The sequence below is a fragment of the Clostridium sp. FP2 genome (assembly GCF_011065955.2).
GTDB lineage: Bacteria > Bacillota > Clostridia > Clostridiales > Clostridiaceae > Clostridium_AD > Clostridium_AD tagluense.
The window spans coordinates 596310-621640 of the sequence record NZ_JAAMNI020000001.1; the positions used below are offsets into that span (position 1 = coordinate 596310).

23 protein-coding genes, 1 rRNA gene and 1 pseudogene are annotated in these 25331 nt (G+C 32.4%); 23 read left to right on the top strand and 2 right to left on the bottom strand.

What is annotated here, in order from left to right; genetic code table 11:
• Positions 1–104 precede the first annotated feature (104 nt).
• The 12 genes and pseudogenes from G9F71_RS02880 to G9F71_RS02935 form a co-directional block, all read left to right on the top strand.
• Positions 105–884 carry an ABC transporter ATP-binding protein gene (locus G9F71_RS02880; protein WP_164950964.1) on the top strand — a complete coding sequence of 260 codons (780 nt, stop codon included), beginning with the start codon at positions 105–107 and terminating at the stop codon, positions 882–884.
• Complete coding sequence (locus tag G9F71_RS02885) at positions 859–2805, top strand: FtsX-like permease family protein (protein ID WP_164950963.1); 1947 nt, start codon at positions 859–861, stop codon at positions 2803–2805. Before G9F71_RS02880 ends, G9F71_RS02885 begins: the two co-directional genes overlap by 26 nt.
• 296 nt (positions 2806–3101) lie before the next feature.
• Entirely contained in the window at positions 3102–3773 is a 672-nt protein-coding gene (locus tag G9F71_RS02890; protein ID WP_164950962.1) for a response regulator transcription factor, read from the top strand.
• Entirely contained in the window at positions 3770–4789 is a 1020-nt protein-coding gene (locus tag G9F71_RS02895; RefSeq protein WP_164950961.1) for a sensor histidine kinase, read from the top strand. The genes G9F71_RS02890 and G9F71_RS02895 overlap by 4 nt, the downstream gene beginning before the upstream one ends.
• 569 nt (positions 4790–5358) lie before the next feature.
• A complete protein-coding gene (locus tag G9F71_RS02900; RefSeq protein ID WP_164950960.1) occupies positions 5359–6252 on the top strand; it encodes a metallophosphoesterase in 894 nt (297 codons plus the stop codon).
• Between the two features lie 890 nt (positions 6253–7142).
• Entirely contained in the window at positions 7143–7331 is a 189-nt protein-coding gene (locus tag G9F71_RS02905; protein WP_164950959.1) for a hypothetical protein, read from the top strand.
• Between the two features lie 171 nt (positions 7332–7502).
• Complete coding sequence (locus G9F71_RS02910; protein ID WP_224626598.1) at positions 7503–7955, top strand: recombinase family protein; 453 nt, start codon at positions 7503–7505, stop codon at positions 7953–7955.
• Positions 7913–8641, top strand: coding sequence for a recombinase family protein (locus G9F71_RS02915; protein ID WP_164950958.1), 729 nt, complete (start codon positions 7913–7915; stop codon positions 8639–8641). Before G9F71_RS02910 ends, G9F71_RS02915 begins: the two co-directional genes overlap by 43 nt.
• Positions 8553–9104 (top strand): recombinase family protein, encoded by a 552-nt coding sequence (locus G9F71_RS02920; RefSeq protein WP_164950957.1) that lies wholly within the window; start codon positions 8553–8555, stop codon positions 9102–9104. The genes G9F71_RS02915 and G9F71_RS02920 overlap by 89 nt, the downstream gene beginning before the upstream one ends.
• 81 nt (positions 9105–9185) lie before the next feature.
• Entirely contained in the window at positions 9186–9650 is a 465-nt protein-coding gene (locus tag G9F71_RS02925; protein ID WP_224626601.1) for a recombinase family protein, read from the top strand.
• A 58-nt stretch (positions 9651–9708) separates the two neighbouring features.
• Positions 9709–9990: a hypothetical protein gene (locus G9F71_RS02930; RefSeq protein WP_164950956.1), complete on the top strand. Its 282-nt coding sequence runs from the start codon at positions 9709–9711 to the stop codon at positions 9988–9990.
• A 108-nt stretch (positions 9991–10098) separates the two neighbouring features.
• Positions 10099–10195 (top strand): annotated as a pseudogene (locus G9F71_RS02935) (peptide deformylase); the annotation flags it as partial.
• 177 nt (positions 10196–10372) lie between these two features.
• Here the strand turns inward: G9F71_RS02935 and G9F71_RS02940 are convergent.
• Positions 10373–10537 (bottom strand): hypothetical protein, encoded by a 165-nt coding sequence (locus tag G9F71_RS02940; protein WP_164950955.1) that lies wholly within the window; start codon positions 10535–10537, stop codon positions 10373–10375.
• An 823-nt stretch (positions 10538–11360) separates the two neighbouring features.
• The gene (locus G9F71_RS02945; protein ID WP_164950954.1) at positions 11361–11648 is read right to left on the bottom strand and encodes a nucleotidyltransferase family protein; all 288 of its coding nucleotides are present in this window, start codon (positions 11646–11648) and stop codon (positions 11361–11363) included.
• A 236-nt stretch (positions 11649–11884) separates the two neighbouring features.
• Between G9F71_RS02945 and G9F71_RS02950 the strand changes: the two genes are divergently transcribed.
• From G9F71_RS02950 to G9F71_RS02995, 11 genes are all read left to right on the top strand, one after another.
• A complete protein-coding gene (locus G9F71_RS02950) occupies positions 11885–12247 on the top strand; it encodes an RNA polymerase sigma factor (protein WP_164950953.1) in 363 nt (120 codons plus the stop codon).
• The gene (locus G9F71_RS27135) at positions 12187–12438 is read left to right on the top strand and encodes an RNA polymerase sigma factor (RefSeq protein ID WP_164950952.1); all 252 of its coding nucleotides are present in this window, start codon (positions 12187–12189) and stop codon (positions 12436–12438) included. Before G9F71_RS02950 ends, G9F71_RS27135 begins: the two co-directional genes overlap by 61 nt.
• Positions 12439–12445: 7 nt before the next feature.
• Positions 12446–12655 (top strand): anti-sigma factor family protein, encoded by a 210-nt coding sequence (locus G9F71_RS02955; RefSeq protein WP_164950951.1) that lies wholly within the window; start codon positions 12446–12448, stop codon positions 12653–12655.
• Positions 12656–12876: 221 nt separating this feature from the next.
• Positions 12877–14385, top strand: a complete 1509-nt coding sequence (locus G9F71_RS02960; RefSeq protein ID WP_164945256.1) for a 4Fe-4S dicluster domain-containing protein — start codon at positions 12877–12879, stop codon at positions 14383–14385.
• 838 nt (positions 14386–15223) lie between these two features.
• Positions 15224–15778: a TetR/AcrR family transcriptional regulator gene (locus G9F71_RS02965; RefSeq protein ID WP_164950949.1), complete on the top strand. Its 555-nt coding sequence runs from the start codon at positions 15224–15226 to the stop codon at positions 15776–15778.
• Between the two features lie 145 nt (positions 15779–15923).
• A complete protein-coding gene (locus G9F71_RS02970; protein WP_164950948.1) occupies positions 15924–17723 on the top strand; it encodes an oleate hydratase in 1800 nt (599 codons plus the stop codon).
• A 431-nt stretch (positions 17724–18154) separates the two neighbouring features.
• On the top strand, positions 18155–19600 hold the full coding sequence (locus G9F71_RS02975; protein ID WP_164950947.1) for an esterase/lipase family protein: 1446 nt from the start codon (positions 18155–18157) through the stop codon (positions 19598–19600).
• 238 nt (positions 19601–19838) lie between these two features.
• Complete coding sequence (locus G9F71_RS02980) at positions 19839–20687, top strand: sialate O-acetylesterase (RefSeq protein WP_164950946.1); 849 nt, start codon at positions 19839–19841, stop codon at positions 20685–20687.
• Between the two features lie 63 nt (positions 20688–20750).
• Complete coding sequence (locus G9F71_RS02985) at positions 20751–21272, top strand: PadR family transcriptional regulator (RefSeq protein WP_164950945.1); 522 nt, start codon at positions 20751–20753, stop codon at positions 21270–21272.
• 383 nt (positions 21273–21655) lie between these two features.
• On the top strand, positions 21656–23035 hold the full coding sequence (radA, locus tag G9F71_RS02990; protein WP_164950944.1) for a DNA repair protein RadA: 1380 nt from the start codon (positions 21656–21658) through the stop codon (positions 23033–23035).
• 531 nt (positions 23036–23566) lie between these two features.
• Positions 23567–25085 (top strand): 16S ribosomal RNA (locus G9F71_RS02995).
• Positions 25086–25331 lie beyond the last annotated feature (246 nt).

Sequence of the window (25331 nt, forward strand, 5' to 3'; positions counted from 1 at the left end):
AATACACATCGGTGGTTGCTGCAAATAAAATTGTATATAATAAGTACATCAGATGGAGTTAAAACAATTAAATTTAAAATAAAGAAAAAAAGGGAGAGTTATAAATGAAAACCATATTAAGTGTAGAAAAAATTGAAAAGTATTATGGAAATAAAGATAGTGTAACAAAGGCTATAGATAATATCAGTTTTAAGGTAGATGAGGGTGAGTTTGTTGGGATAATGGGACCTTCAGGAAGTGGTAAAACAACATTGCTTAATTGTATATCAACTATTGATAATGTCACTACAGGGAAAATAATAATAAATAACAGTGATATTACTAGGTTAAAATCAAAAGCATTAGATAAGTTTAGACAAAATGAGTTAGGTTTTATATTTCAGGATTTTAACCTACTAGATACCCTTACAGCTTATGAAAATATTGCATTAGCATTAACAATAAAAGGTGAGAAAAGTTCAGAAATTGATGGGAAAATAAAATCAGTAGCAAAATATTTAGGCATTGAACTAGAACTAAATAAATATCCTTATCAAATGTCAGGTGGACAAAAGCAAAGAGTTGCTTCTGCAAGAGCAATAGTAACAGATCCATCCTTAGTACTTGCTGATGAACCAACAGGGGCGCTAGATTCTAAAACAGCTAGATTATTACTTGAAAAACTTGAAAGTCTAAACAGAGATTTAAAGACCACAATACTTATGGTTACCCATGATGCTTTTACAGCAAGCTATGCTCATAGAATCCTTTTTATTAAAGATGGAAAAATCTTTAGTGAGGTAGTACGAGGTAAGGATACTAGAAAAGAATTCTTTAATAAAATTATAGAAGTTATAACTCTACTTGGAGGTGATGATAATGTATTCCAAAATAGCTGTAGGTAATGTAAAGAAGAGTTTTAAGGACTATGCTATATATTTCTTAACACTAACTTTAGCAGTTTGCATATTTTATAGCTTCAACTCAATTGGGTCACAAAAGGCACTTATACAAATGAAATCTGTATCTAAAATAATGAAAGTTATGTCGTATGTGTCAGTATTTATATCCATAATATTAGGTAGTTTAATATTATATGCAAATAATTTCTTGATAAAAAAACGTAAAAAAGAATTAGGAATATACATGACACTCGGTATGGGGAAAAGAAAAATATCTATAATATTAGTAATGGAAACTTTTCTAGTTGGAGTTATATCTTTAATTAGTGGACTTATACTAGGAATTGGAGCATCACAAGGATTATCCACCTTTGCATTAAAGTTATTTGATGTACCGGTTAATGAATATAAGTTTGCAGTTTCAACAGGTGCAATAGGTAAAACTGTATTATACTTTGGAATCATGTTTTTACTTGTTATGATATTTAATGTATTTGTTATATCTAAATACAAGATAATCGATTTATTAATAGCAGGTAAAAAAAATCAAGATGTTAAATTCAAAAATTCTATTATATATTTAATAGCATTTATTTTATGTGTAGTATCACTTGGGTTTGCATATAAATCAATACTAAAAGTAGGTTTAAATGTACTAGACCCTATGGTCTTAATATCAATAGCTTTGGGAATATTAGGTACAGTGTTATTTTTCTTTAGTTTATCTGGGTTTATATTATATGTGGTAAAGAAAAATAAAAAGGTTTATTTTAAAGGGTTAAATATATTTATAGTAAAACAGATAAATAGTAAAGTTAATACAAACTTCATATCAATGTCTTTAATTTGCTTAATGTTATTCTTCACAATAGTAAGTTTATCTATGGGAATAGGCTTTAAAACAGTTATGGATGCAGGAATTAAAAATGCAACGCCCTTTGATGCCAGCATATCAGTAACAAAAGTGGATGGAGGCTACAATATAGAAGATGTTCTAAAGAAAATTAATTTGAAAATAAGTAAAAATGAAAAATCCGTAGCTCATAATGAATATCTTATAGGTATGAAAGCTAGTGAGTTTTTAACAACATTTGGAGCTTTTGAAGACGACTATGTAAAATGTGTTAAACTATCTGATTATAATAAAATTTTAAAATTTAAGAATGAAAAAGAAGTAAATTTAACTAAGGATGAAGTTTTAATTTTATCAAATACTAATGAGTTTATGAAACCAATAAATCAAAAAATAAAAAATAATAATAAAATTAACATTAAAGGGAAAGAATATGTAATAAAAAACCCTAAAGTTATAGAAGAAAATCTTCAAACTGCTTATTTTACAAAGAGTTTTTTTATAATAATTATAAATGATGAGTTTTTATCAGGTTACAAAAGTACTTGCTCAGTACTTAATGTAAATTATTTAGATAAAAATAGAGAAAAATATAATGGAAAATATCAAAAACGCGAGGACTATGGTAAAGGTGGTTATATACTCGGTATCTCAAAGGATAGGGTTTATTCAGAAAATATGGAAACAACAAATGTATTAATATTTACAATAATATATTTAGGTATTGTATTTTTAATAACTAGCATGGCAGTACTCTCTCTTCAACAATTATCAGAAGCTAGTGACAGTATAGAAAGATATAAATCTTTAAGGAGACTTGGTGCAAACGAAAAAATGATAGATAAAACAATTTTTGTTCAAACATTGATATATTTCAGCCTTCCAGTTAGTCTTGCATTAATTCATTCAGTGGTTGGAATTAAAGTAACTAGCGATTTAATAAATAGCTTACAAGAAACAAATATTAACTCTTCAGCATTAGTAGCAGCTTTAATATTTATTGTAATTTATGCAGGATACTTCTATACAACATATGTAGGATATAAAAATATTGTTAAGAATAACTTATAAAGAGATTTATTTTAGACTTAATGCATATGTTTGTGTTGATGTATATAAACCAATGAAGAATGATGCAAATAAAATAAGTAATAAATTAAAGAGGTATTTACTGAAAAGTAAGTACCTCTTTAAGGTGCTCCCAAAATGGGCACAATCTAACGGGTAAAAGTCCCGATTAGGAGTGGATAGAGCTGAATATGTACTTTAATATTTAAGATATATAGAAAGCCTTATATTTTATAAAATTTAGAATATGTTATGATATTAGGGTACAGGATAAAATAAGTAGGGAGGCACGAGTACATATGAAAAAAATTATTATTATTGAAGATGATGAAGTTATAAGAGGAGAATTACAAATTTTTTTAAAAAGGTATGGATACGAAGTAAAAGCTCCTATAAACCTTAATAATATAATACAATATGTTGAAAATGAAAATGCAGAACTTATATTGTTAGATATTAATCTTCCAGTGTTTGATGGTTATTATATATGTAGAGAAATACGAAAAACTTCAGAGGTTCCAATTATAATAGTTACAAGTAGAGATAGTGATTTAGATGAATTAATGAGTATGAATTTAGGCGCAGATGATTTTATAACAAAGCCTTATAATATAGAAATATTATTAGCAAGGATAAGTAATATTTTAAGAAGAACAGGTGGAAGTTCAAAAATTAATAATATATTAAGCTATAGAGATTTTAATTTAAATCTTTTAAATGCATCGGTTATTTATAAGGATAAATGCTTGGAATTAACGAAAAATGAGGTTAAGATACTCTCTTACTTAATAAACAATAAGGGAAATATAGTAAAACGAGATTCGTTTATGGAATATCTGTGGAAATCAGATTATTTTGTAGATGATAGTACTTTAACTGTTAATATTAATAGATTAAGAAAAAAACTTGAAGAGATAGGCATAGAAAATCCAATAGAAACAAGAAGAGGGCTCGGGTATATAATGCCATGAGTATAGGTCAATTTATTAAAGAAAAAATGGTGGTAATAATATCTAACATGCTGTTATTTATCATATTAGCAGCTATAATGATTATTATTAATGTTAATTTCATTATAATTTCATTTGTTTTTTGTATTTGGTTTTTGCCATTAATTTCTTATATGGCTTTAGAGTTTATAAAATTTAAAAATTATTATGATGAAATTAATAACATATTAGAAAATTTAGATAAGAAATATCTACTTCCCGCGGTAATAAAGGAAGCGAACTTTATACAAGCGCAAAAGTTAAATTCTATACTTAAAGAGATAAGCCGCGATATGCACGAAAATGTAAAAAAATATAAGGATATGCAGGTGGAATATAGAGAATACATAGAGACCTGGGTACATGAAATTAAAACACCAATAGCTTCTACAAAGCTAATAATTGAAAATAATCGAGATGAAGTAACTAATAAAATAGATTTCCAGATAGATAGAATTGAGGGGTTTGTAGAACAGGTGCTTTATTATTCTAGAAGTGAGGATGTTAGTAAAGATTATATTATAAAACAAATTAATCTTGATAATGTAGTAAGGAATGTAGTTAAAAGAAATTATAGAGATTTTATTCATAAGAAAATAAAATTAGATATAAAAAATATTAATGAAATTGTATATAGTGATACGAAATGGACTGAATTTATTATTAATCAGATAATAGGAAACTCTATAAAGTACTCAAGTAGTAAAGATCCAATGATAAGTATATATTCAATAAAAAAAGCTAATTCAGTAATGTTAACCATAGAGGATAATGGAGTAGGTCTTTTAGATAAAGACATAAATAGAGTGTTCGAAAAAGGATTTACGGGTGAAAACGGAAGAAAATTTAGTAAAAGTACAGGAATGGGCTTGTATCTATGTGAAAAACTATGTGCAAAACTGGGCTTAAAAATTACTATTGATTCTGAGGTGAATAAAGGAACTAAAGTTGCATTAATATTTCCTTTGTCTGGTATGGTAAATTTTACAGATGATTAAGGCTTCATATTTTCGGATAGTTCAAAACAGTTCGGAAGCAGGCGAAGAGTAATAATATACTGAACCACGTTGAAGTAATCTACAACGTGGTTTCTTTTAGAATTGTTTAATTCTCAAGTTATAGTAATTTAAAATTACATTTTATTTATATAATTCATTTTTTTTAATGGACAGTGATATAGTTAGGTACGGTTCGCCTCCACCAGTGAAACCCTCGACTAATTAATTTTAGTTGAGGGTTTTCTTATTTTTTGATTTAGTTGAATTAGTGGTATCATTATTTATTTTTAGTAAGTTATTATTGTAAAAATTTCATTCAGAATTATGTTGATAAGATAATTGTTTGTAAAGACCACGTTGAAGCAACATTCAATGTGGTCTTTACTATTTTAAAGAATTAAGAATCTTAAAAGATAAAGTCTTATGTAAAGAAGACTACTCTAAAATAAAGGTTATCTTGATAAGAGCTAAATCCCTGTTTTTTTTATGAGCCTCTAAGTGTTCTTTATATTTAAATATTGTAATATATTTAAATATAAAAATAATTTGGTGGTTTAGAGGGGGAAAAGATGAATACATTAAAGCATTTATCTAAAGTTTTTGAGTCATCGGAGGAAATTATTTTCGACGATTTCTCCAAGATTGTTTTAATGAGTGATTGCCATAGGGGTGATGGGAATTGGTCAGATAATTTTTCAAAGAATCAAAACATTTATTTTGCGGCCTTAACACATTACTATGACGAACATTATACTTATATAGAGATTGGTGATGGAGATGAACTTTGGGAGAATAAAAGACTTTATGTCATTAAGAGGGTACACAACGATGTTTTCTGGCTTCTGTCTAAATTTTATAATGAAAATAGGCTCGAATTTATTTATGGAAACCATGATATAGTAAAAAGAAACGATAAATTTGTAAAAAACAATTTATACAAATATTTTGATGAGCTCAAGAAAAGGTATATTCCTTTATTCGATAATATTAGGTTCCATGAGGGGATAGTCTTGAGGCATAAAGTTACTAATGACAAAATCTTTCTAATACACGGGCATCAAGTGGATTGTCTAAATGATAAAATGTGGAGATTAACCAGATTTTTAGTTAGGTATTTATGGAGACCTCTTAACTTCTTTGGAGTAAATGATCCAACCAGAACAGCACAGAATTATCATAAAAAACAAGCAGTAGAAAAAAAGCTTATTGAATGGGTAATAAAAGAGAAACAGATGATGATAGCGGGACATACACATAGGCCTATGTTTCCTGAAATAGGTGAGCCTCCATATTTCAATGATGGAAGTTGTGTTCATCCTCGATGCATAACAGCAATGGAAATTGATTTTGGTAATATTAAACTTGTAAAATGGTATGTTAACACAAAGGAGGACGGAACTTTGTTCGTAGACAGGGAAGTACTTGCAGGACCAAGAAAATTAAAGGATTACTTTGACATTTAAAGTTAGTCTAAGTAACTTGCTATAAGCTAAACCGTACCACAAATAACGTGGACGGAATAGTAGTTATTGGTGCTTACTTTTACATTTATGAAAAAATAAGCCAATGCAATGGGTTTATAACGCACTAGGATAGTAAAAGAGCAACAACTATAGATTTCAGTTGCTATACGTTATCCTTCCTCGCAAGTACCCTAGGAGTGTAAAATTTGGTGATTTTGCAATGATTAAAACTAAATAAAGGAAGGATATCAACAGCGCGAAGCTACTGATGAAACAATGGGAGGATTCAGAGGGTATAGAAGATGTCTTCCTGGAGCGAAAGAAAAAGCCTCTAATGAATGGTTAGAATCAGTTACAGTCCCATAACAAGTTATTTCAACTTATTACCACATTTTGTAATCCGCACAAACCCTTAAGATAGCTACATTAGAACATAAAAAAATATACATATTACAAAAAAACAAAAATACCTTATTAATATAAGTATAAAAATTCCCTATACAAGTGAAAATTGAAATTTAAAAACTCAACTGCAGTGCATATCCCCATGATAAATTTGTAATGTACTAAGTGAATTAATGATAAAGCCTTATATATCAATGAACTAAGTTAATTACATATTTCATATTTAGTTACAAGATTACTATAATTAAAAATTTTTCGTAATAATTTAACAATTTTACTGCAAAACTCCGCGCAAGGGCATATATGTTTACTGAAAGTGTATACAAAGCAATGCTTGCTATTTTCCAGGGATTTATCTTAGATATAATGCTTAGGGGATCTAAGCCGTACAAAAGTAAGAAAGTATAAGTGTTTTGAAATGTTTCAAGTGAAATAATGCTTAGTGAACTAAGCCGTACAAAAGTAATTAAGAGGTTCGGAAATTTATGAGAGGTAAAATTACAGAAAGATTTATAAGTGAAATACATGATTATTTAACAGATTACATAATGGAACATAGTAGTAAAAATAAAAGCAGGAAATTTACCTGTTTTAATAAAAGTGCACATAGCCATAAGGATGAGGATATAAGTGCAACCATTGTGCCAGGAAGCAGTAGTTGTGAGTTTGATTAAACTGTTCCTTGAGGGTAAGACATCATCAGGTGCTGTTCTACATTGAATGTAGTTTTTTAGTTTAAATATGGAACTCAACTACCTTGGAATCTAGAATAGAGGTATAGCATGAGAACAGTAAGGGAGATAAATCAAAAGAAAAATCTGTTTTAAAAACCTAAAAAACTGAGAATATGTGCCTATGTTAGAGTATCCACTGAAAGCGTAGATCAGCTATGGTCACTTCAAAATCAAACAGAATATCATCAAAAAAAATTCACAACAAACTCTGAATTTGAATTTTGTGGCATCTTTTCAGATGCAGGTATATCTGGGGCAAAGAACCACCGACCGGGATTGGTGGCTATGATGGAAAAAGCTAAAGCCGGAGAAGTAGATTTAATTATAACTAAATCAATATCTAGGTTCGCAAGGAATACATTAATACTTTTAGAAAGTGTTAGGGAATTAAAAGCAATTGGTGTTGGAGTTATTTTTGAAGAACAAGGAATTAATAGGCTACATTCTGAAGGTGAATTGCTACTTACAGTATTAGCTGCAATTGCTGAAGAAGAGCGAAAAGCTGTAAGAGAAAATGTTAAATGGGCAGTAGAAAAAAGTTCAAGCGCGGAGAGGCAATTGTAGATGTTAATCGTTTGATTGGCTATGACAAAGATGAAAATGGTAGAATTGTAATAAATGAAGAGCAAGCAGAAATAGTAAGAAAGATATATAAGTTGTTCTTAGCAGGAGAAACCGGATATAAAATTGCAAAAGATTTTAATGAGCAAAATATACCCACATTTACAAATATGCCATGGCAATCAGTTAGGATATTAGGAATTATATCTAATGAAAAATATAAAGGAGATTGCCTAATGCAGAAGACTTATGTAACTGATAATGGCAAGGGAATTATTAATAGAGGACAAAAGGCAAAGTATTATGTAGAAAACTCTCATCCTCCTATAGTAAGTAGGAGCGATTGGGAAAAGGCTCAGCTAACTCGTGAAAGTAGAAAAACAAAAACATATCCTTTTTCAAATATGTTCCGTTGCAAATACTGTGGTGCAACCCTTATAAGAGTGGTTCATCAAGGTAGATGGGTAAGCTGGATATGTGCAACATATATACAAAAGGGCAAAGATGTTTGTGAAGGCACGAGAATATCAGAAGGAAAATTGCAAGAAGTTACTAAAGGTATTGTCATAAATGAACCTATGGTTGTAGAGGAGGTTACAAATGGCAATTATTCAAAGAAGAGGTCCGAAAAGAGTTTCCGTATTATACCCGTTACCGAATACTATAGATTCAGGAACAACGGAGAATAATGCAAAGAAACTAAGGGTAGCTGCATATTGTAGAGTATCTTCTAGCAGTGAAGAACAGATAGCGAGTTACAATGCACAAGTTCAATATTTTAAGAAATATATTATAGAAAACCATGGTTATGATTTTGCTGGTATCTATACTGATAAAGGCATCTCAGGAACTAATCTTCAAAAGAGAGAAGGTTTCAATAGGCTTATGCAGGATGCTAGAGAAAAGAAAGTTGATATGATTATTACAAAAAGCCTGTCTCGCTTCGGGCGAAATACTCTGGACTGCTTAAACAGTATAAGAGAACTTCGAGCGTTAGGAGTGGATGTATTTTTTGAGAAAGAAAATATCCATACAAAAACAAGTGCAGGAGAAGTTCTTCTAACCTTAATTTCAGCTGTTGCACAAAATGAAAGTTTAAATCAATCAGAAAATGTAAAATGGGGAATACGCCGCAAATATGAAAAAGGTTGAATACAAAGCATACCAAGTGGGAAGTTCTTTGGATATGACAAGGATGAAACAGGTAATCTTATAATCAATGAAACACAGGCAATTACTGTTAAAAGAATATATCAAGAGTTTCTTGATGGGTATGGGTACTATAAAATAGCAGAGCATCTTACGGAAGATGGAGTTGTTACTGAATGTGGGAATTTGGTATGGAACTGGAGCACATTAAAAAAGATTCTAACTAATGAAAAATATAAAGGGGATACACTTTTTCAAAAGACCTACAATGTAGATTATCTTACAAAGCGGAGAGCAAAAAACAATGGAGATTTACCAAGATTTTATTATGAAGACACGCATCCTGCGATTATAGATAAAAATACCTGGGAATGTGTCCAGCTTGAGTTTGAAAGACAAGATGGATTTATTACGGAGCATAGAATGAACAAATATCATCAGCACAGTAAGGAACTTCCATTTTCTGGTAAATTAATTTGTAAGCACTGTGGGAATACTTTAGTTAGAAGAGAATCAAAGAGAACAAAAGAGAACAAAAGACAAAGGTGAATATTATTGGTGTTGCAAGAGATATAGAGCAGGGAGATATTCACCAGTCGAGCCAGGGATGTGTTGTAACGGAATAAGAATAAAAGATGATGCTCCAGTGGGAATGTTTATAAAGGCATGGAATCAGCTTGTAGAAAATCAGGAATGGCTGCATAGTACAAGTGATAAAGGTGTGCTTGAAAAGTACAGATTAGCTGAATTAATTAGGCTCAAAAATAGTCTAGGGACAATTGATAAGATGCCATATGAGCTGATGCTGAAGACTTTGGATCATATTAAGATAGGACTTGATGGTAGAGTAGCGGTAATATTTCTAGCTGGAGCAATAGTAAATATATAATTGAATGATTGATATAGGAATACCCGTAGGATTAGCAAAGTCTGCTTTTCTTACGGGTGTTTTTTTATGCGGTTGATATGGCAGAGACTATGTATAACACAGAAAATGGTGACTGGTACAGGAGCTTTAGCAAAATGATTGCCATGCAATAGACCATTTAGAAGGTATTTTCTTTACTGATTTAGTTACTGAATATATAAAGTAATGTAATTGAACTTATGAACTTATGAACTTAATGTAAGTAATTTGTAGTTGAAATTGAGGAACAATATTTTTGAAAGACGACATAAAAATACCGTAAAATTCAATTGAATAATACGGTATTTTTAAGGGATTATTCTATTTTATTAGTTGTGACGTTTTAAAAGAAAAATGCGTCTTACTATGCATCATAACCAATACTTATTACTTTATTACAATGAGGACAAATATAAATAACAGTGGAGGTAAAAAAACCTTTATATAATCGTTCTATTGTATCCAATTCCTTCTCGCAATGTGGGCATAAAGGTATTTTGTCTACATCAACAATTTTAATTTTTGCCATATTCTCACCCCTTTTCGACCTAACTCTATAGAAATTATAACATATTATACATATTTGTACATCAATGTATTTTTAAATACCGTATTATTCAATTTTTAAAGAGCACTATTCGTATTTTCAATTTCAATAGTTACGTCGTTTAATTCTCATATGTCGTCACAACAAACCCATATTAAGCAGATAGGGTTTTTTAAAAAATAAATTTAAAAGTTATTTATGTGGCCCTTGTTAAGTAGAGCAAAGTATAAAAAAGATTGTAGCAAAGTTGTTCTTGGCTGACTATAAGTTCATTGGCACGAAGGGGTGTGCACTTTTTGGCGGAAACCCTATACAATTTAGCGATATTAAAATTAATTGCTTCATTAATATAGTCGCTAAATTGTATCAATATCTTAGTCGTTAGACATACATAAACACCAATTTTGATACAATGGAAAACCCTTGAATTCAGGGGTTTTCGTTGTTTTTTTGGATTAAAGTGCAAGGCGAAAATTGAACTGAAAGCCATGAAATTATAGGTTAGAATAGAACAAATGCACACCCCTTATGGATTTTTAGCAGGGGGGTGCATTTTTAGGGTGGGGTGTGCACTTTTTAGCGGAAATAAAATTTACTATAAAAGGCTGATTTAAAGAGTTTTTAAAGGTAAAATTGAGATATAGAATAAGAAAATAGCCTACTCATCATAATCATATATTTAATTTTTACCCAATAATGAAAATAATAATCGTAGAGTTACAATTGTCATATTTTTAGGTGAATAAAATAGGATAGCCTAAGCTACCCTATATCTTTTTAATCATTATTTATTATTTGAAAATCTCTATTGTTCATAAATATCAATCACCTTATTTATCTTTATTAATGAATTTTCATCGATAGGCGCATGAATCAAATCTACTTCTTTATGCAATTTGTTTTCAATTTCATCTTTTATATCATATAACATGAATAATGATACATTGGAAGATAGAAATTCCACAAGCAAATCAATGTCGCTGTCTTCATTTGCACTGCCATCAGCATATGATCCAAACAATGATATTTTCTTTATTGGATATTTAATTATAATATCATTTATTGATTCTCTAATATTATTCACAGTAAACATCTTAAACCACCTTCTCCGAAATTAATTAAAACTTTTCTAATTAAAGTATACCATATAAATTATATTTATAAACAATTTTTAGCAACGATTCTCTCTCATGATTCATATTATAAAAATTTATATAAATAAATTTTACATCTTGAATTATTTTAACTAAAAAACTTATGCGATTTTTCAAAGATTTCTTAAGAACTAAGACACTTCATAATGAAGTGCTTTATAGGAGGTGAATGTTGATGAGAAAGGAAGAGGGATTATCATCTGTCGATAAAGATAACAGGTGTACCAATTTAGAGAAAATAATTTCCAGGTATGATAAGAAGATATACAGTTTCGTATATAATATAGTGAGAAATAGAGAAGAAGCTATGGATATTACTCAGGACTCTTTTGTTAAAGCAATTAAATATATTCATAGTTATGATTCAGGCAAGAACTGTTCTACATGGATGTTTACTATAGCAAAGAATACTACTTACGATTATTTGAAAAAAAGAGTCATAACAATACTGCTAACAGTATTGAGAATGAGGAATCAATGCAATCATCATATATTAATAGTCCGGAAGTGCTCTATCAAAATAAAGAGACGTTATTAGAAATGGCTAATATTATTGATAATTTACCTATAAAATATAAAGAGGTGATTCATATGAAATATATGCTCGGATTAAGTTATGAAGAAATTAGTAAAAAACTTATGATTTCAATCAGTAAAGTTGAATCACGGCTGTATATTGCTAGAAAAAGGCTTCAAAAAGAGAAAGGAAAACTGAAAGGAAAGGAGTAGTTAGATTATGAACTGTTTGAGTGTGCAGAAAAGGTTATCAGCTTACATGGATAATGAAGTAAACGAGCAAACGGTTAAAGAAATAAGTAATCACTTGGCAAAATGTACAAAATGTAATTATGCTGTTGCAGCTATTTACAAGCAGACTGGATTTCCAAAGGGATTCAGAGAAGAGCTTATCTATAGAAATAGAAGTACAGTCATGATAGTTATTTAGCAATTGCTTTAAATGAAAAAGAATTCCTAATCATGTGTTGAATCACAAATCTTTCACTTTTGAATGTGTTGGGGGTGGAAATTACTTTTGCAATTGAGGAACACTAAATAAGTAAAATAAATACATAAATAAAATTGACTAAATTGTTACCATATGATATTCTAACGAGGAATTTATATATTTGGAGTTTTTATAAATATTAAAACATAAAAGGAGTTACAATGAAATACGAATATAAAACACTTGCTGATATTAGACACAAAGTTTTTACGGCCGTAAGTAAGATGGCTTTTGAAGACAATTTAAAAGAAATAGAGAATATCCCATATGAGATCATTCCTGGAGATGTGGGTAAGTATAGAGAAAGTACATTTCTTGAAAGAGCAATAGTTAGTGAGCGAATCCGTTTGGCAATGGGACTAAATTTAAGACCAAGTGATAAATCAAGAGCAATTACGGAGGGACTAGAGGGGGCAACAAAACCTTCAAAATATTATGAACCGCCACTTGTAAATATTATAAAATTTGCTTGTAATTCTTGTCCAACAGATAGCTATGAAGTTACAAATATGTGCCGTGGCTGCCTAGCACACCCTTGTGTAGAAGTTTGTCCTAAAAGCGCAGTTAGTATAGCTAATGGGAAAAGTGTTATTAATCAGGAAAAATGTATAAAGTGTGGTTTATGTGCTAAAGTGTGTCCGTATTCAGCAATAATAAAACATGAGCGACCATGTGCCATGGCATGTGGGGTGGATGCAATATATACGGATGAATATGGCAGAGCATCAATAGATTATAATAAATGTGTTAGCTGTGGAATGTGTATGGTAAATTGTCCTTTTGGAGCAATATCTGATAAAAGCCAAATATTTCAACTAATTCAGGCAATTAATCAAAAGGAAGAAGTAATTGCAATTGTAGCTCCATCATATGTGGGGCAGTTTGGTAAAAATGTTGGATTTAATGATTTTAAAAGAGCAATGCTTATAATTGGATTTAAAGATGTTGTTGAAGTTGCAATTGGTGCAGATATTTGTACAATTGATGAGGCAAAAGATTTTATAGAAAATGTACCTGAAAAACTTTCATTTATGGCTACTTCATGCTGCCCTTCATGGTCTGTTATGGCTAAAAAATTATATCCTGAATATGCTGAAAATATTTCGATGACTTTGACTCCAATGGTTTTTGCTGCTCGACTTGTGAGAGAAAAACATAAAGATGCAAAGATTGTTTTTGTTGGACCATGCAGCGCGAAAAAATTAGAAGCTTCCAGAAAAAGAGTAAAAAGTGAAGTGGATTTTGTAATTACATATGAGGAATTATCTGGAATATTGGAAGCCAAAGAAGTAGAAATAATTGGTACAGATAAGAGCCTGAGTAATGAAGCAACTGGTTCGGGAAGAGGCTTTGCTGTTGCAGGCGGAGTCGCTAAGGCTGTAGCTGATTTGATAAAAAAAGAACATCCAGGGCAAGAAGTGAAGATTAAAGCTGCGGATGGACTGAGAGAATGTAGGGAAATGTGTAATGATGCCATAAAAGGAAAGTATGATGGATATCTCCTTGAGGGAATGGCGTGTCCGGGTGGCTGTGTGGCTGGAGCTGGGTGTATTGTCAAACCTAACATATCCGGTGCTCAGGTTAAACAAGTGGCTAAAAATTCTGAACTGAAGATTTCAGATGAGTCTAAATATGCTGATAAACTTTACTTGTTAGATGAAAAAAATTAGAGGAAGAATAACGAAATCTTATTCCATCAAGATACAAGAAATTTTTAAAATAATTTAGAAAAATTAAAATTGCAGCTTAATTGAAGAGGTTGAATAATAACTTATTTAATATTATTAACAATGATTTTGATTTCTGGTAACTTTGATATGGATTTTCTACTTTCTGATAAACAGATTATGAATAGGTGGATGAGAACCCGTCTGTTCATACGTGGGGAGTCGGCATTTCTCACTAATCTGTTCAAAAAATCAATAACCGATGTCTGGCTTGCTACTATGGGTCTTAAAGCAGAAATTCTATCTGAAGAAGATAAGGTTGACCTCCACTCTGAGTCGATTGGCAGCGACAGTAAGATAGACGCAATATTAATCTTACGTACCCCCTTTAATCCAGGGGGTATATCTTTACGCAAAATTAATATTTCTGTGTTTCAGTATCACTTTACTGCCAAAACACATGTGGAGTGCTGTTCGCTACTAACTAGAAAAAAATAGAGGTGCGATAATTAAAAAAGATAGCAAAACTTTGTAATAAGGTTTTGCTATCTTTTTTATTTGGCATTATTTAAAATAGGGTTTTCAACTTAAATAGGTATAAAAGCGAAAAATATACATGTGGAATAATGATAGAATAATGTAAATAGATTATATTATAGGTATTCATGAATTTGAAGTTACAGTATGCCTATAATGTGAGTGCGACACGTTGCTAATTTAAAAGATTAGCCATTAACCGTAAGGTTAAGAGAACTGGATTCTTAGCCTAAATGTATAGAACTACACATCAGCTTAAAGTATAATGTCTTATGTATACCGACAATTAAGGGAGGTTATTACTTTGCATAATGAGACGAAAGCTTTACTAGCAAATGCTTTAATAGTTATGCTACAAAAAAGGCCAATCGACAAAATAACTGTAAAGGATCTTGTTGATGAATGTGGATTGACGCGACAGACTTTCTATAACCATTTTTATGATATATATGAACTTGTTGAATGGATTTACTTACAGGCTGCTGAAAAATCACTTGCAGAAAATAAGGATTATGATACCTGGCAGCGGGGCTTTTATCAAGTGCTGATTTCCATTCGCAATAATAAAGTTCTAATGCAAAACACCTATCGATCTACTAATCGGGATTCATTAGAAAAATATATGTACACTGTAATCTATGATCAGATTATTGATGTAGTGGAACGGCAAGCCCTTGGAATGTCTGTTGATCAGAAACACAAAAATTTTATTGCACATTTTTATAGTCTAGCTTTTATAGCACTCATTTTTGAGTGGATAAAGGATGGGATGAAAGAAAAACCAGAAGAAATAGTAGAGCAAACGGGTGTATTAATAAAAGGTGATTTTGAAAAAGCATTGAAAAAATACGCAAAGTAATCATAATTTACAAATAAGGGGGAGTGTAAAAAATGTTTACATTCCCCCTTATTTGTAAATTGTTTTAATAATCCTCATGACTTATATTATATACAAGACGATGTCTTACAAATAAAATATAAAGATGAAAGAGGGTTACATTATTATGAATATTTACACAACTATGTATCATCCTCACACGCCAGCGGGGATTAATGGACGTAAAGCTCATATCGTAGGAGGAGGTATTGCCGGACTTGCTACTGCAGCTTTTTTGATTGACGATGCCAAGATGTCTGGAAAGAATATCACCATTTATGAAAAGAAACCAGTCATGGGCGGTTCAATGGACGGAATTAGAAACGAACAAGGCTATCTTTGCCGTGGTGAGCGTGAACTTGAACCATATATGGAGTGTCTCTGGTATCTGTGCAGCAAAATACCTTCTCTAGAAAACGAAGGACGTACCGTGCTTGACGATATCGTAGACTTCAACAGGGATGAACCTATTCATACCGAGTCCCGCGTTATCATAAATCAGGGCGAGATAGACAGCCACTATCATGAATATAAACTTGATCCAAAATATGTTGCAGCTATGAACAAGATTGTTGATTCATCCGAAGAAGAGCTTGCCGATAAGAGGCTTGATGAGTTCTTTGACGAAGCTTTCTTTAAGACTAACTTTTGGACTTGCTTCCACAGTCAGCTAGCTTTTAAGCACTACCACAGTGCTATTGAGTGCAGACGTTACTGGCAGAGATTTACATTCGTTAACCGTCATGAATATCTGGAGGGATTTATCCATACAAAATATAACGAGTATGATGCTATTATTCTCCCAGTTGAAAGATGGCTCATTGACAAGGGCGTAAACTATGTTAATAACTGCTCAGTATATGATTTAGATATGGATGCTCACTGCAATACGGTACAAGCTATCCTAATGCACCAGAATGGCGCCGAAAAGACCGTACGTGTCGGCGTTGAAGATTTAGTGTTTGTAACGAATGGCTCAATAAGCGAAAACAGCTGCTTTGGTGACAACAAGACTATTGCGCCTACAAACCGCGACACAAAAGACATGGGCACCTTTACTATCTGGCAGAACCTTGCCAAAAAAGACGAAAAATTTGGTTACCCAGAAAAATTCCTCGGTGATATCGACAGAACAAAATGGCTTTCTTTCTTCCCAACTGTCAAGGGCTATCCTGAGTTCTTTAAAAAAATTGAAGAGATGTCCGGAAGCCCAGCAGGCACCGGCGGTCTGATGACATTCAAGGATTCCAATTGGGATATATCCTTTGAAATGCATCACAAGCCTTTCTTCCCGTATCAGGCTGATGATGAAGAAGTCGGCTGGGGCTATGGCCTGTATGGTGAGAACATCGGCAACTATATTAAAAAGCCTATGTGCGACTGCACTGGTGATGAGATACTGACAGAGCTTCTCTATCATCTTGGAATGCTTGATATTAAAGACGAAGTTCTAGCTCATACTTATATGTCTACTGCCATGATGCCTTATGTTACAAGTCAGTTTATGCCACGTAAGGTAAGTGATCGCCCAAAAGTTGTACCTGATGGATGCACTAATTTAGCATTCTTAGGTCAGTTTGTCGAGGTCGATGATGATGTTGTATTCACAGTTGAGACTTCCGTTCGTACTGGACTTGAGGGGGTTTATAAACTTCTAAATTTGGATAAGGATATCATTGAGGTCAATCCTTCCCGCTTCGATGTTCGTTACATAATCGAACGTGCAAAGAAGTTCAATGGAATAAAGGGTGCTGTTAAGGAAGAAGATCTGCCAAATGTTGATCCAGCAATGCTTCCTGCATTCAAGAAAGCGGTTGTTAACAAGATTAACAGCATACCACCGTATTATCAGATGTATCTCGGACGTGACAAAACTGTGCCATTAAAAAATTCAGTTCTTCACCCTGGAGCACCACTGAGTAAATAAGTATAAATCAGATGCATAATAGAAAATAATATATTTAAAGATTCTTTGAAAAACTTGTTCAGATGTTTTAATTGTAATTCTGAATAAAAGTGACTTCATAGATTTCATGTAAAAATTGATTTAAGGGCTTCCTTTTAGAAAAGCATGATGCTTATTAGTTCAAAACGAAATTGAAAGCTCTTTTGGGGTAAAGATTAGTAAAGTGAATATGACTTCTATGCCTAGCTTTATATCATTGAATATATTTAACTTCCCAGTTGTTAGACAGTGAAATCCTCGACTTAGGTCGGGGCTTTTTTTCTATGGGTTTATTTTAGTTGTATCAACAATAGGACTATTGGTTTTAATTGCTAAACATGGTATAGTAAAAATATTTAAGAAACCGTTATATTTAATTAATAAAATTGAGAATTAAAGGGTGGATATAAATTATGATAGCATTTATAATAACTACTGTCTTATCAATACTAATAATTAATATCATATGCTTGGATATTAATGACAAGATACATTTACTGCATAAAAGTTTCATGAGTATATACTTTATTTTTGCCCCTCACATTGTTTTGTTAGCATATTTTTTTAGCGAACATACTAAATTTGGACAAGATAAAGTTATATGCAAATGGATTATTTTACTTCAAATAATTCTTTTTATTTTTTATATTATGTTAAAAGTAAATATAGTTCCATATACCAAGAAACAAATTGTTAACGTTAGATTAAAGGTAATGTTAGGTGGCAAACGTCTTGTTCTCTATGGACTGTATGTAGCATTTATTCAAATTTTAATATATATAATAGGGTTTAAAGCAATAAAAGACTCCGTTATTCCTAATAATATCGTTGTAATAGATATTATTATTATGGTATTGACTACTATTACTTTACTTACAAATGGAATGTTACGAATCTTATGTACTTCAAGAAGGTTAAGTATATTAAAAAGATATATAGTAGCCGTTATGGTCTTTATTCCCATTATAAATATTTTTATAATGTTGTATGCTTGTCATATTGCAAAAATAGAGTATGATCATGAGTGTTATAAGGTAATTAATAATGAAGCACGTGTTGACTTAGATGTATGTAAAACAAAATATCCTCTTGTGTTAGTTCATGGTGTTGGATTTAGAGATTTAAAATACATTAATTATTGGGGAAGAATACCTAAGGAATTGATTCGTAATGGAGCAACAGTTTATTATGGAAATCAAGAAGCTTGGGGAACAGTGGAATGTAATGCGCAGGATATTAAAGATAAAATTCTTGATATTGTTAAAGCAACAGGATGTGAAAAGGTAAATATTATAGCACATTCAAAAGGAGGACTCGATTCACGTTATATGATTAGTAAGTTAGAGATGGGGAAATATGTTGCATCGCTAACAATGGTTTCATCACCTCATAGAGGATGTAAGTTTGTTGATATTGCTTGCAATATGCCTGATAAGCTTTATAAAGCTATCGCAAAATTATCTGATAAATATTTTAAGATTTTGGGTGATAAAAACCCTGACTTTTATACTGCAAGTAGACAGTTTTCAACTTATCATAGTAAAAAATTTAATGAAGGCGTGAAAGATGTAGATGGAGTGTATTATCAAAGTTACGCAACAGTAGTAAAGAATATGTTTAGTGATTATATAGTGACCATTCCTTATATTTTAGTGAAGCTAACAGAAGGTGAAAATGATGGTTTAGTATCTATTAATTCTGCTAAGTGGGGAGAATTTCAAGGTGTGCTACAAAATAAACATAGGCGTGGAATTTCTCATGGAGATATTATAGATTTAAGAAGAGATGATTATAAAGGATTCGATGTAATAGAAAAATATGTAGAGATTGTATCAAAGCTTAAAAATAAAGGCTATTAAATAATCGCTTTATATAATAAGTTGTCATTTAGAATTTTTGTGGATTAGCTTTACTTTAGAAAAAAATATAGTTGACAATTAGTCTAATTAGACTATAATATTTAAGTGTTAATAGTCTAATTAGACTATGGCTGTAATGGCTAAAAAATCAAATAAATAAGCAAGTAACTATTTAACATTTATTGAGGACTGGAAACATTTCTTCATAAATATTAAATAAAAAGAAAGGATGAAAAAAATGGTTAAATCATTTTTAATGTTAGGACAGTCGAATATGGCTGGAAGAGGGTTTATTCATGAAGTAACCCCTATTTATAATGAAAGAATACAAATGTTGCGCAATGGTAGATGGCAAATGATGACTGAGCCTATCAATTATGACCGTCCTGTTTCAGGAATAAGTCTGGCCGGTTCATTTGCGGATGCATGGTGTCGTCAAAAGCAAGAAGATACTATTGGCTTAATTCCTTGTGCTGAAGGTGGAAGCTCACTGGATGAATGGGCTGTAGACGAAGCACTTTTTAGACATGCAATAACTGAATCTAAATTTGCTATGCAAAGTAGTGAGTTAACAGGAATTCTATGGCATCAAGGAGAAAGTGATAGTATCAATGGTAACTACAAAGTCTATTACAAAAAATTGCTTTTAATTATTGAGGCTCTTAGAAAGGAGTTGAATGCTTCAGATATTCCATTCATTATTGGCGGGTTAGGAGATTATTTAGGCAAAGAAGGATTTGGAAAAAGCTGTACTGAATATAACTTTATTAATCAAGAGTTACAAAAATTCGCTTTTGAACAAGATAATTGTTACTTTGTCACAGCATCAGATTTAACTTCTAATCCTGATGGTATTCATATTGATGCAATTTCTCAAAGAAAATTTGGTTTACGATATTTTGAAGCCTTTTCTAATAAGCAACATTTATTGAAGCCATTAATTAATGAAAATGAGTTGATAAATCTTAATCATGCTAGAACACATACCAAAGCAGAAAAGATGTATATGAAAATTATGGATTTGGCATTAGGAAAAATATCATATGATGAATTTGAATCTCAACTCATACAAATCAAAAATAGTTAAACTTTATAATTATGGAATAGCTATTAGCATAATTTTGATGAAGAATATAAAGGAGGTGGTTTTTTGATACCATTACTAATTTTAGGTTTATTAAAACAAAACCCAGGTTCTTACGGATACGAATTATTAGCCTTAATGGAAGAGAGACACTATAAATATATAGTAAATTTCACTAAAGGGTCATTCTATTATAATCTTCAACAATTAGAAGAAAAACAGCATATCGAAAAAGTTGATAAATTAGAAAATATTAGAGATACACATAATTATATCATCACTGAACTAGGAGATAAAGAATTTCAAAAATTGATGTACAAGTATGGCTCTAAGACAGAGTATATAAATTTATCTTTTTATGCAGCAATGCTATTTACTAATGAATATAAAAGTGAGGAGCTAACAAAACTAATAGAAATACAAATCGAACAAACTAAAAAGAAAATTTTTTTATTAGAACAATCTCTTGAGCATTATGAAACTACCCTTAGTTATTTTAGAAGAATGTTGGAAAATTCACTTTCTCATCATTTAGTAAATGTTCAATGGTTTGAAGGACTGTTAAAAGATATAAGAAATGAAAATTAATGAATGTGTATTTTTTAACTTTTAGGATAACCTGAAACCGAAAAAAAGGTAGTTTCAAAAATTGCTAAAGGAATTATTACGATTATTAGAATATTATATAGTAGAAGAGATTGGCTAAATTTATTATAGATAAAACCACTAACAGGGAGTTAAATTCCCTGTTTTTTCTTGCATTAAAACAGTTGTGTTGACTGTAAAAATGATTTGTTGTTATAATTGAAGTAATAAAGTTATTTCATTGCTTTTAGAGCAATGCAAAAACTAAGAGGATAGTTGTTCATATTGATCTAAATTAATGAAAAAAAATAATATGTCTTAATCAATATATTGCAACAAAATAAATGATTGAATAGATGATGACGATAATAAGGAGATGTATTTAATTGGCTAAAGATAAAAAAGTTTACATTTGTAAAGGCTGTGGGTCACAATCACCAAAATGGATGGGGAAATGTAACGATTGTGGTGACTGGAATACATATGAAGAAAAAATAGTTAAGGCAAGCTCTATTAAATCTAACTCAAGTAGAATGGTAATAACAACTAACCCAACAAAACTAAGAGCAATTGTACAATCTAACAGCGACAGGATAGTTACAGGAGTTTCAGAATTTGATAGAGTTATGGGTGGTGGAATAGTTAGAGATAGTATAAGCATAATTTCAGCACCTCCTGGGATGGGCAAGTCAACCCTTTTACTGCAACTCGCAAATTCTCTGTCTTTAAAAGGATATAAAATTTTATATGCATCTGGAGAGGAAAGCAATAGTCAAATTAAAAATAGAGCTGACCGTACGGTAAAAGAAATAGCTGATAATTTCTGGGTAGTTTCTGATACTAAGTTAGATGAAATATTACAACATATAGAAACAGTTGATGCAGACTTAATAATACTTGACAGTATTCAAACATTTACGTTAGAAGAATATTCAAGTTCGAGAGCTGGATCTCCTACTCAAGTAATTGAATGTGCCACAGCTTTAAAGGATAAAGCAAAGAATCCAGATAGACCAAGAGCTGTATTTCTCGTTGGCCAAATGACAAAGGCTGATGAGATGGCGGGTCCTCGAATATTAGAGCATTTAGTGGATACCGTATTGTACATAGAGGGAGAAGATGGAGAAGAACTGAAACATTTAATTAGCAAAAAGAATAGATATGGTGACACTTCTGAGAGTGGACTATTTCGCATGTCAGAAATAGGGATGGAAGAAATAGCTGACCCGTCCGAGTTTTTTATGACCAAAAGGGAAGAGGCAGTTCCAGGGAGTGCTTTAGCCGTTATAAAGGATGGTACAAGACCAATTGTTGTAGAGGTAGAGAGCCTTGTATCTAAGTCTTTTACTCCTTATCCAAGTAGACTAAGTGAGTGTTTTGCAAGGAAGGAACAACTAGGGACTCTTATCTCAATTCTTGAGGAAAGGGGAGGAGTAGGACTTTATGATAAAAATGTTATTATAAAAGCAACAGGTGGTCTTAAGTTAACTGAAACATCAGTAAATCTTGCTGTAGTGATGAGTATTGCATCCTCCGCATTAAACCATGGAATATCTACTGATACAGTTTTTATAGGAGAGCTTGGTCTTACTGGTGAATTAAAAAAAGTACCATCATTAGAGCAAAGATTAAAGGAAGTAGATAGAATGGGTTTTAAAAAGGCATATATACCGATGAATTGTTTAAAAACAGGAGTTAAATTTAAGAACATAAAGGTTATTCCTTGTAAGAAATTAATAGATGTTATTGAAAAGGAAATCAAATAGTAGCAAATATAGTGTAGCTAATTAGATAGTATTCTACAATACATTTCTATATAGATATAAAACGATGAGTAAAGTTAAAGTATCCTGTCTAGAGGTGTAATATGTATATTATCTTTCTCTTACTGATTAGCTTTAGCTAATTTAAAGTGGAGACTTGTGAGGTTTTTAAATATATAAAGTACAAATAGATGATAATTACTTAACCACGAGTATCGTAATGCGAAATATTGAATTATTTGTACGTATATGTAGGGATGTGAAGATAATCTAGCTAGATAACTTATTGGGTGAAATCATGCTATTATTTATATGATAGAATACTCCTTGTCGTCACATGATGGCAAGCAAGTTGGTCTTTGAAAATTAAACAGAGAAATAGGTAAAATAGCGAAATAATATTTCGCTTGACCAGTTAATTACTTTAGATAAAAAAGTAATTTTAGTCGTAAGACTAAAAAGTATGTAATGAGCTTGCTAACCAGCTTAACAGTTGGCGCAGATTATTCATTTCAAATAAAAAGTGTAAACTTTTAAATTGAGAGTTTGATCCTGGCTCAGGACGAACGCTGGCGGCGTGCCTAACACATGCAAGTCGAGCGATGAAACCCTTCGGGGTGGATTAGCGGCGGACGGGTGAGTAACACGTGGGTAACCTGCCTCAAAGAGGGGAATAGCCTCCCGAAAGGGAGATTAATACCGCATAATATGTTTTGATCGCATGATTGAAACATCAAAGGATTTTTCTTTTAGAGAATTCCACTTTGAGATGGACCCGCGGCGCATTAGCTAGTTGGTGAGGTAACGGCCCACCAAGGCAACGATGCGTAGCCGACCTGAGAGGGTGATCGGCCACATTGGAACTGAGACACGGTCCAGACTCCTACGGGAGGCAGCAGTGGGGAATATTGCGCAATGGGGGAAACCCTGACGCAGCAACGCCGCGTGAATGATGAAGGCCTTCGGGTTGTAAAGTTCTGTCTTCTGGGACGATAATGACGGTACCAGAGGAGGAAGCCACGGCTAACTACGTGCCAGCAGCCGCGGTAATACGTAGGTGGCAAGCGTTGTCCGGATTTACTGGGCGTAAAGGATGCGTAGGCGGACATTTAAGTCAGATGTGAAATACCCGAGCTTAACTTGGGTGCTGCATTTGAAACTGGGTGTCTAGAGTGCAGGAGAGGTAAGTGGAATTCCTAGTGTAGCGGTGAAATGCGTAGAGATTAGGAAGAACACCAGTGGCGAAGGCGACTTACTGGACTGTAACTGACGCTGAGGCATGAAAGCGTGGGGAGCAAACAGGATTAGATACCCTGGTAGTCCACGCCGTAAACGATGAATACTAGGTGTCGGGGGTCGAACCTCGGTGCCGCAGTTAACACAATAAGTATTCCGCCTGGGGAGTACGATCGCAAGATTAAAACTCAAAGGAATTGACGGGGGCCCGCACAAGCAGCGGAGCATGTGGTTTAATTCGAAGCAACGCGAAGAACCTTACCTAGACTTGACATCCCCTGCATAACCCAGAGATGGGCGAAGTCCTTCGGGACAGGGTGACAGGTGGTGCATGGTTGTCGTCAGCTCGTGTCGTGAGATGTTGGGTTAAGTCCCGCAACGAGCGCAACCCTTATCATTAGTTGCTACCATTTAGTTGAGCACTCTAGTGAGACTGCCCGGGTTAACCGGGAGGAAGGTGGGGATGACGTCAAATCATCATGCCCCTTATGTCTAGGGCTACACACGTGCTACAATGGTGAGTACAAAGAGATGCAAGACCGCAAGGTGGAGCCAAACTCAAAAACTCATCCCAGTTCGGATTGTAGGCTGCAACTCGCCTACATGAAGCCGGAGTTGCTAGTAATCGCGAATCAGCATGTCGCGGTGAATACGTTCCCGGGCCTTGTACACACCGCCCGTCACACCATGAGAGTTGGTAACACCCGAAGTCCGTGAGGTAACCGTAAGGAGCCAGCGGCCGAAGGTGGGATTGATGATTGGGGTGAAGTCGTAACAAGGTAGCCGTAGGAGAACCTGCGGCTGGATCACCTCCTTTCTAGGGAGTAGATGCAAAGACTTCGGTCAATGCAACAAGAAGAATTTAATTATTCTTCAAAATGTCTACTGTAATTACTCGTAACCTATTCTCTGTTTAATTTTGAGAGACTAATTTTAGTTAACTCTTTGGAGTTGACTAATAGATAGTTTTTCTAAAAATGTTCTTTGAAAATTGCACAGTGAAATTAAAGTTGTTTTAATAAGTTAAAGCCATGTAAATGGTGTATAGATGAATTTAATACAA

Excerpts from the sequence above, each read along its gene's own strand:
- G9F71_RS02885 (WP_164950963.1), top strand. The coding sequence starts at position 859 with ATGTATTCCAAAATAGCTGTAGGTAATGTAAAGAAGAGTTTTAAGGAC.
- G9F71_RS02980 (WP_164950946.1), top strand. The coding sequence starts at position 19,839 with ATGGTTAAATCATTTTTAATGTTAGGACAGTCGAATATGGCTGGAAGA.
- G9F71_RS02955 (WP_164950951.1), top strand. The coding sequence starts at position 12,446 with ATGAACTGTTTGAGTGTGCAGAAAAGGTTATCAGCTTACATGGATAAT.
- G9F71_RS02940 (WP_164950955.1), bottom strand. The coding sequence starts at position 10,537 with ATGGCAAAAATTAAAATTGTTGATGTAGACAAAATACCTTTATGCCCA.
- G9F71_RS02915 (WP_164950958.1), top strand. The coding sequence starts at position 7,913 with ATGGGCAGTAGAAAAAAGTTCAAGCGCGGAGAGGCAATTGTAGATGTT.
- G9F71_RS27135 (WP_164950952.1), top strand. The coding sequence starts at position 12,187 with ATGCAATCATCATATATTAATAGTCCGGAAGTGCTCTATCAAAATAAA.
- G9F71_RS02880 (WP_164950964.1), top strand. The coding sequence starts at position 105 with ATGAAAACCATATTAAGTGTAGAAAAAATTGAAAAGTATTATGGAAAT.
- G9F71_RS02900 (WP_164950960.1), top strand. The coding sequence starts at position 5,359 with ATGAATACATTAAAGCATTTATCTAAAGTTTTTGAGTCATCGGAGGAA.
- G9F71_RS02970 (WP_164950948.1), top strand. The coding sequence starts at position 15,924 with ATGAATATTTACACAACTATGTATCATCCTCACACGCCAGCGGGGATT.
- G9F71_RS02975 (WP_164950947.1), top strand. The coding sequence starts at position 18,155 with ATGATAGCATTTATAATAACTACTGTCTTATCAATACTAATAATTAAT.
- G9F71_RS02890 (WP_164950962.1), top strand. The coding sequence starts at position 3,102 with ATGAAAAAAATTATTATTATTGAAGATGATGAAGTTATAAGAGGAGAA.
- G9F71_RS02945 (WP_164950954.1), bottom strand. The coding sequence starts at position 11,648 with ATGTTTACTGTGAATAATATTAGAGAATCAATAAATGATATTATAATT.
- G9F71_RS02895 (WP_164950961.1), top strand. The coding sequence starts at position 3,770 with ATGAGTATAGGTCAATTTATTAAAGAAAAAATGGTGGTAATAATATCT.
- G9F71_RS02905 (WP_164950959.1), top strand. The coding sequence starts at position 7,143 with ATGAGAGGTAAAATTACAGAAAGATTTATAAGTGAAATACATGATTAT.
- G9F71_RS02950 (WP_164950953.1), top strand. The coding sequence starts at position 11,885 with ATGAGAAAGGAAGAGGGATTATCATCTGTCGATAAAGATAACAGGTGT.
- G9F71_RS02960 (WP_164945256.1), top strand. The coding sequence starts at position 12,877 with ATGAAATACGAATATAAAACACTTGCTGATATTAGACACAAAGTTTTT.
- G9F71_RS02920 (WP_164950957.1), top strand. The coding sequence starts at position 8,553 with ATGGCAATTATTCAAAGAAGAGGTCCGAAAAGAGTTTCCGTATTATAC.
- G9F71_RS02930 (WP_164950956.1), top strand. The coding sequence starts at position 9,709 with ATGTGTTGTAACGGAATAAGAATAAAAGATGATGCTCCAGTGGGAATG.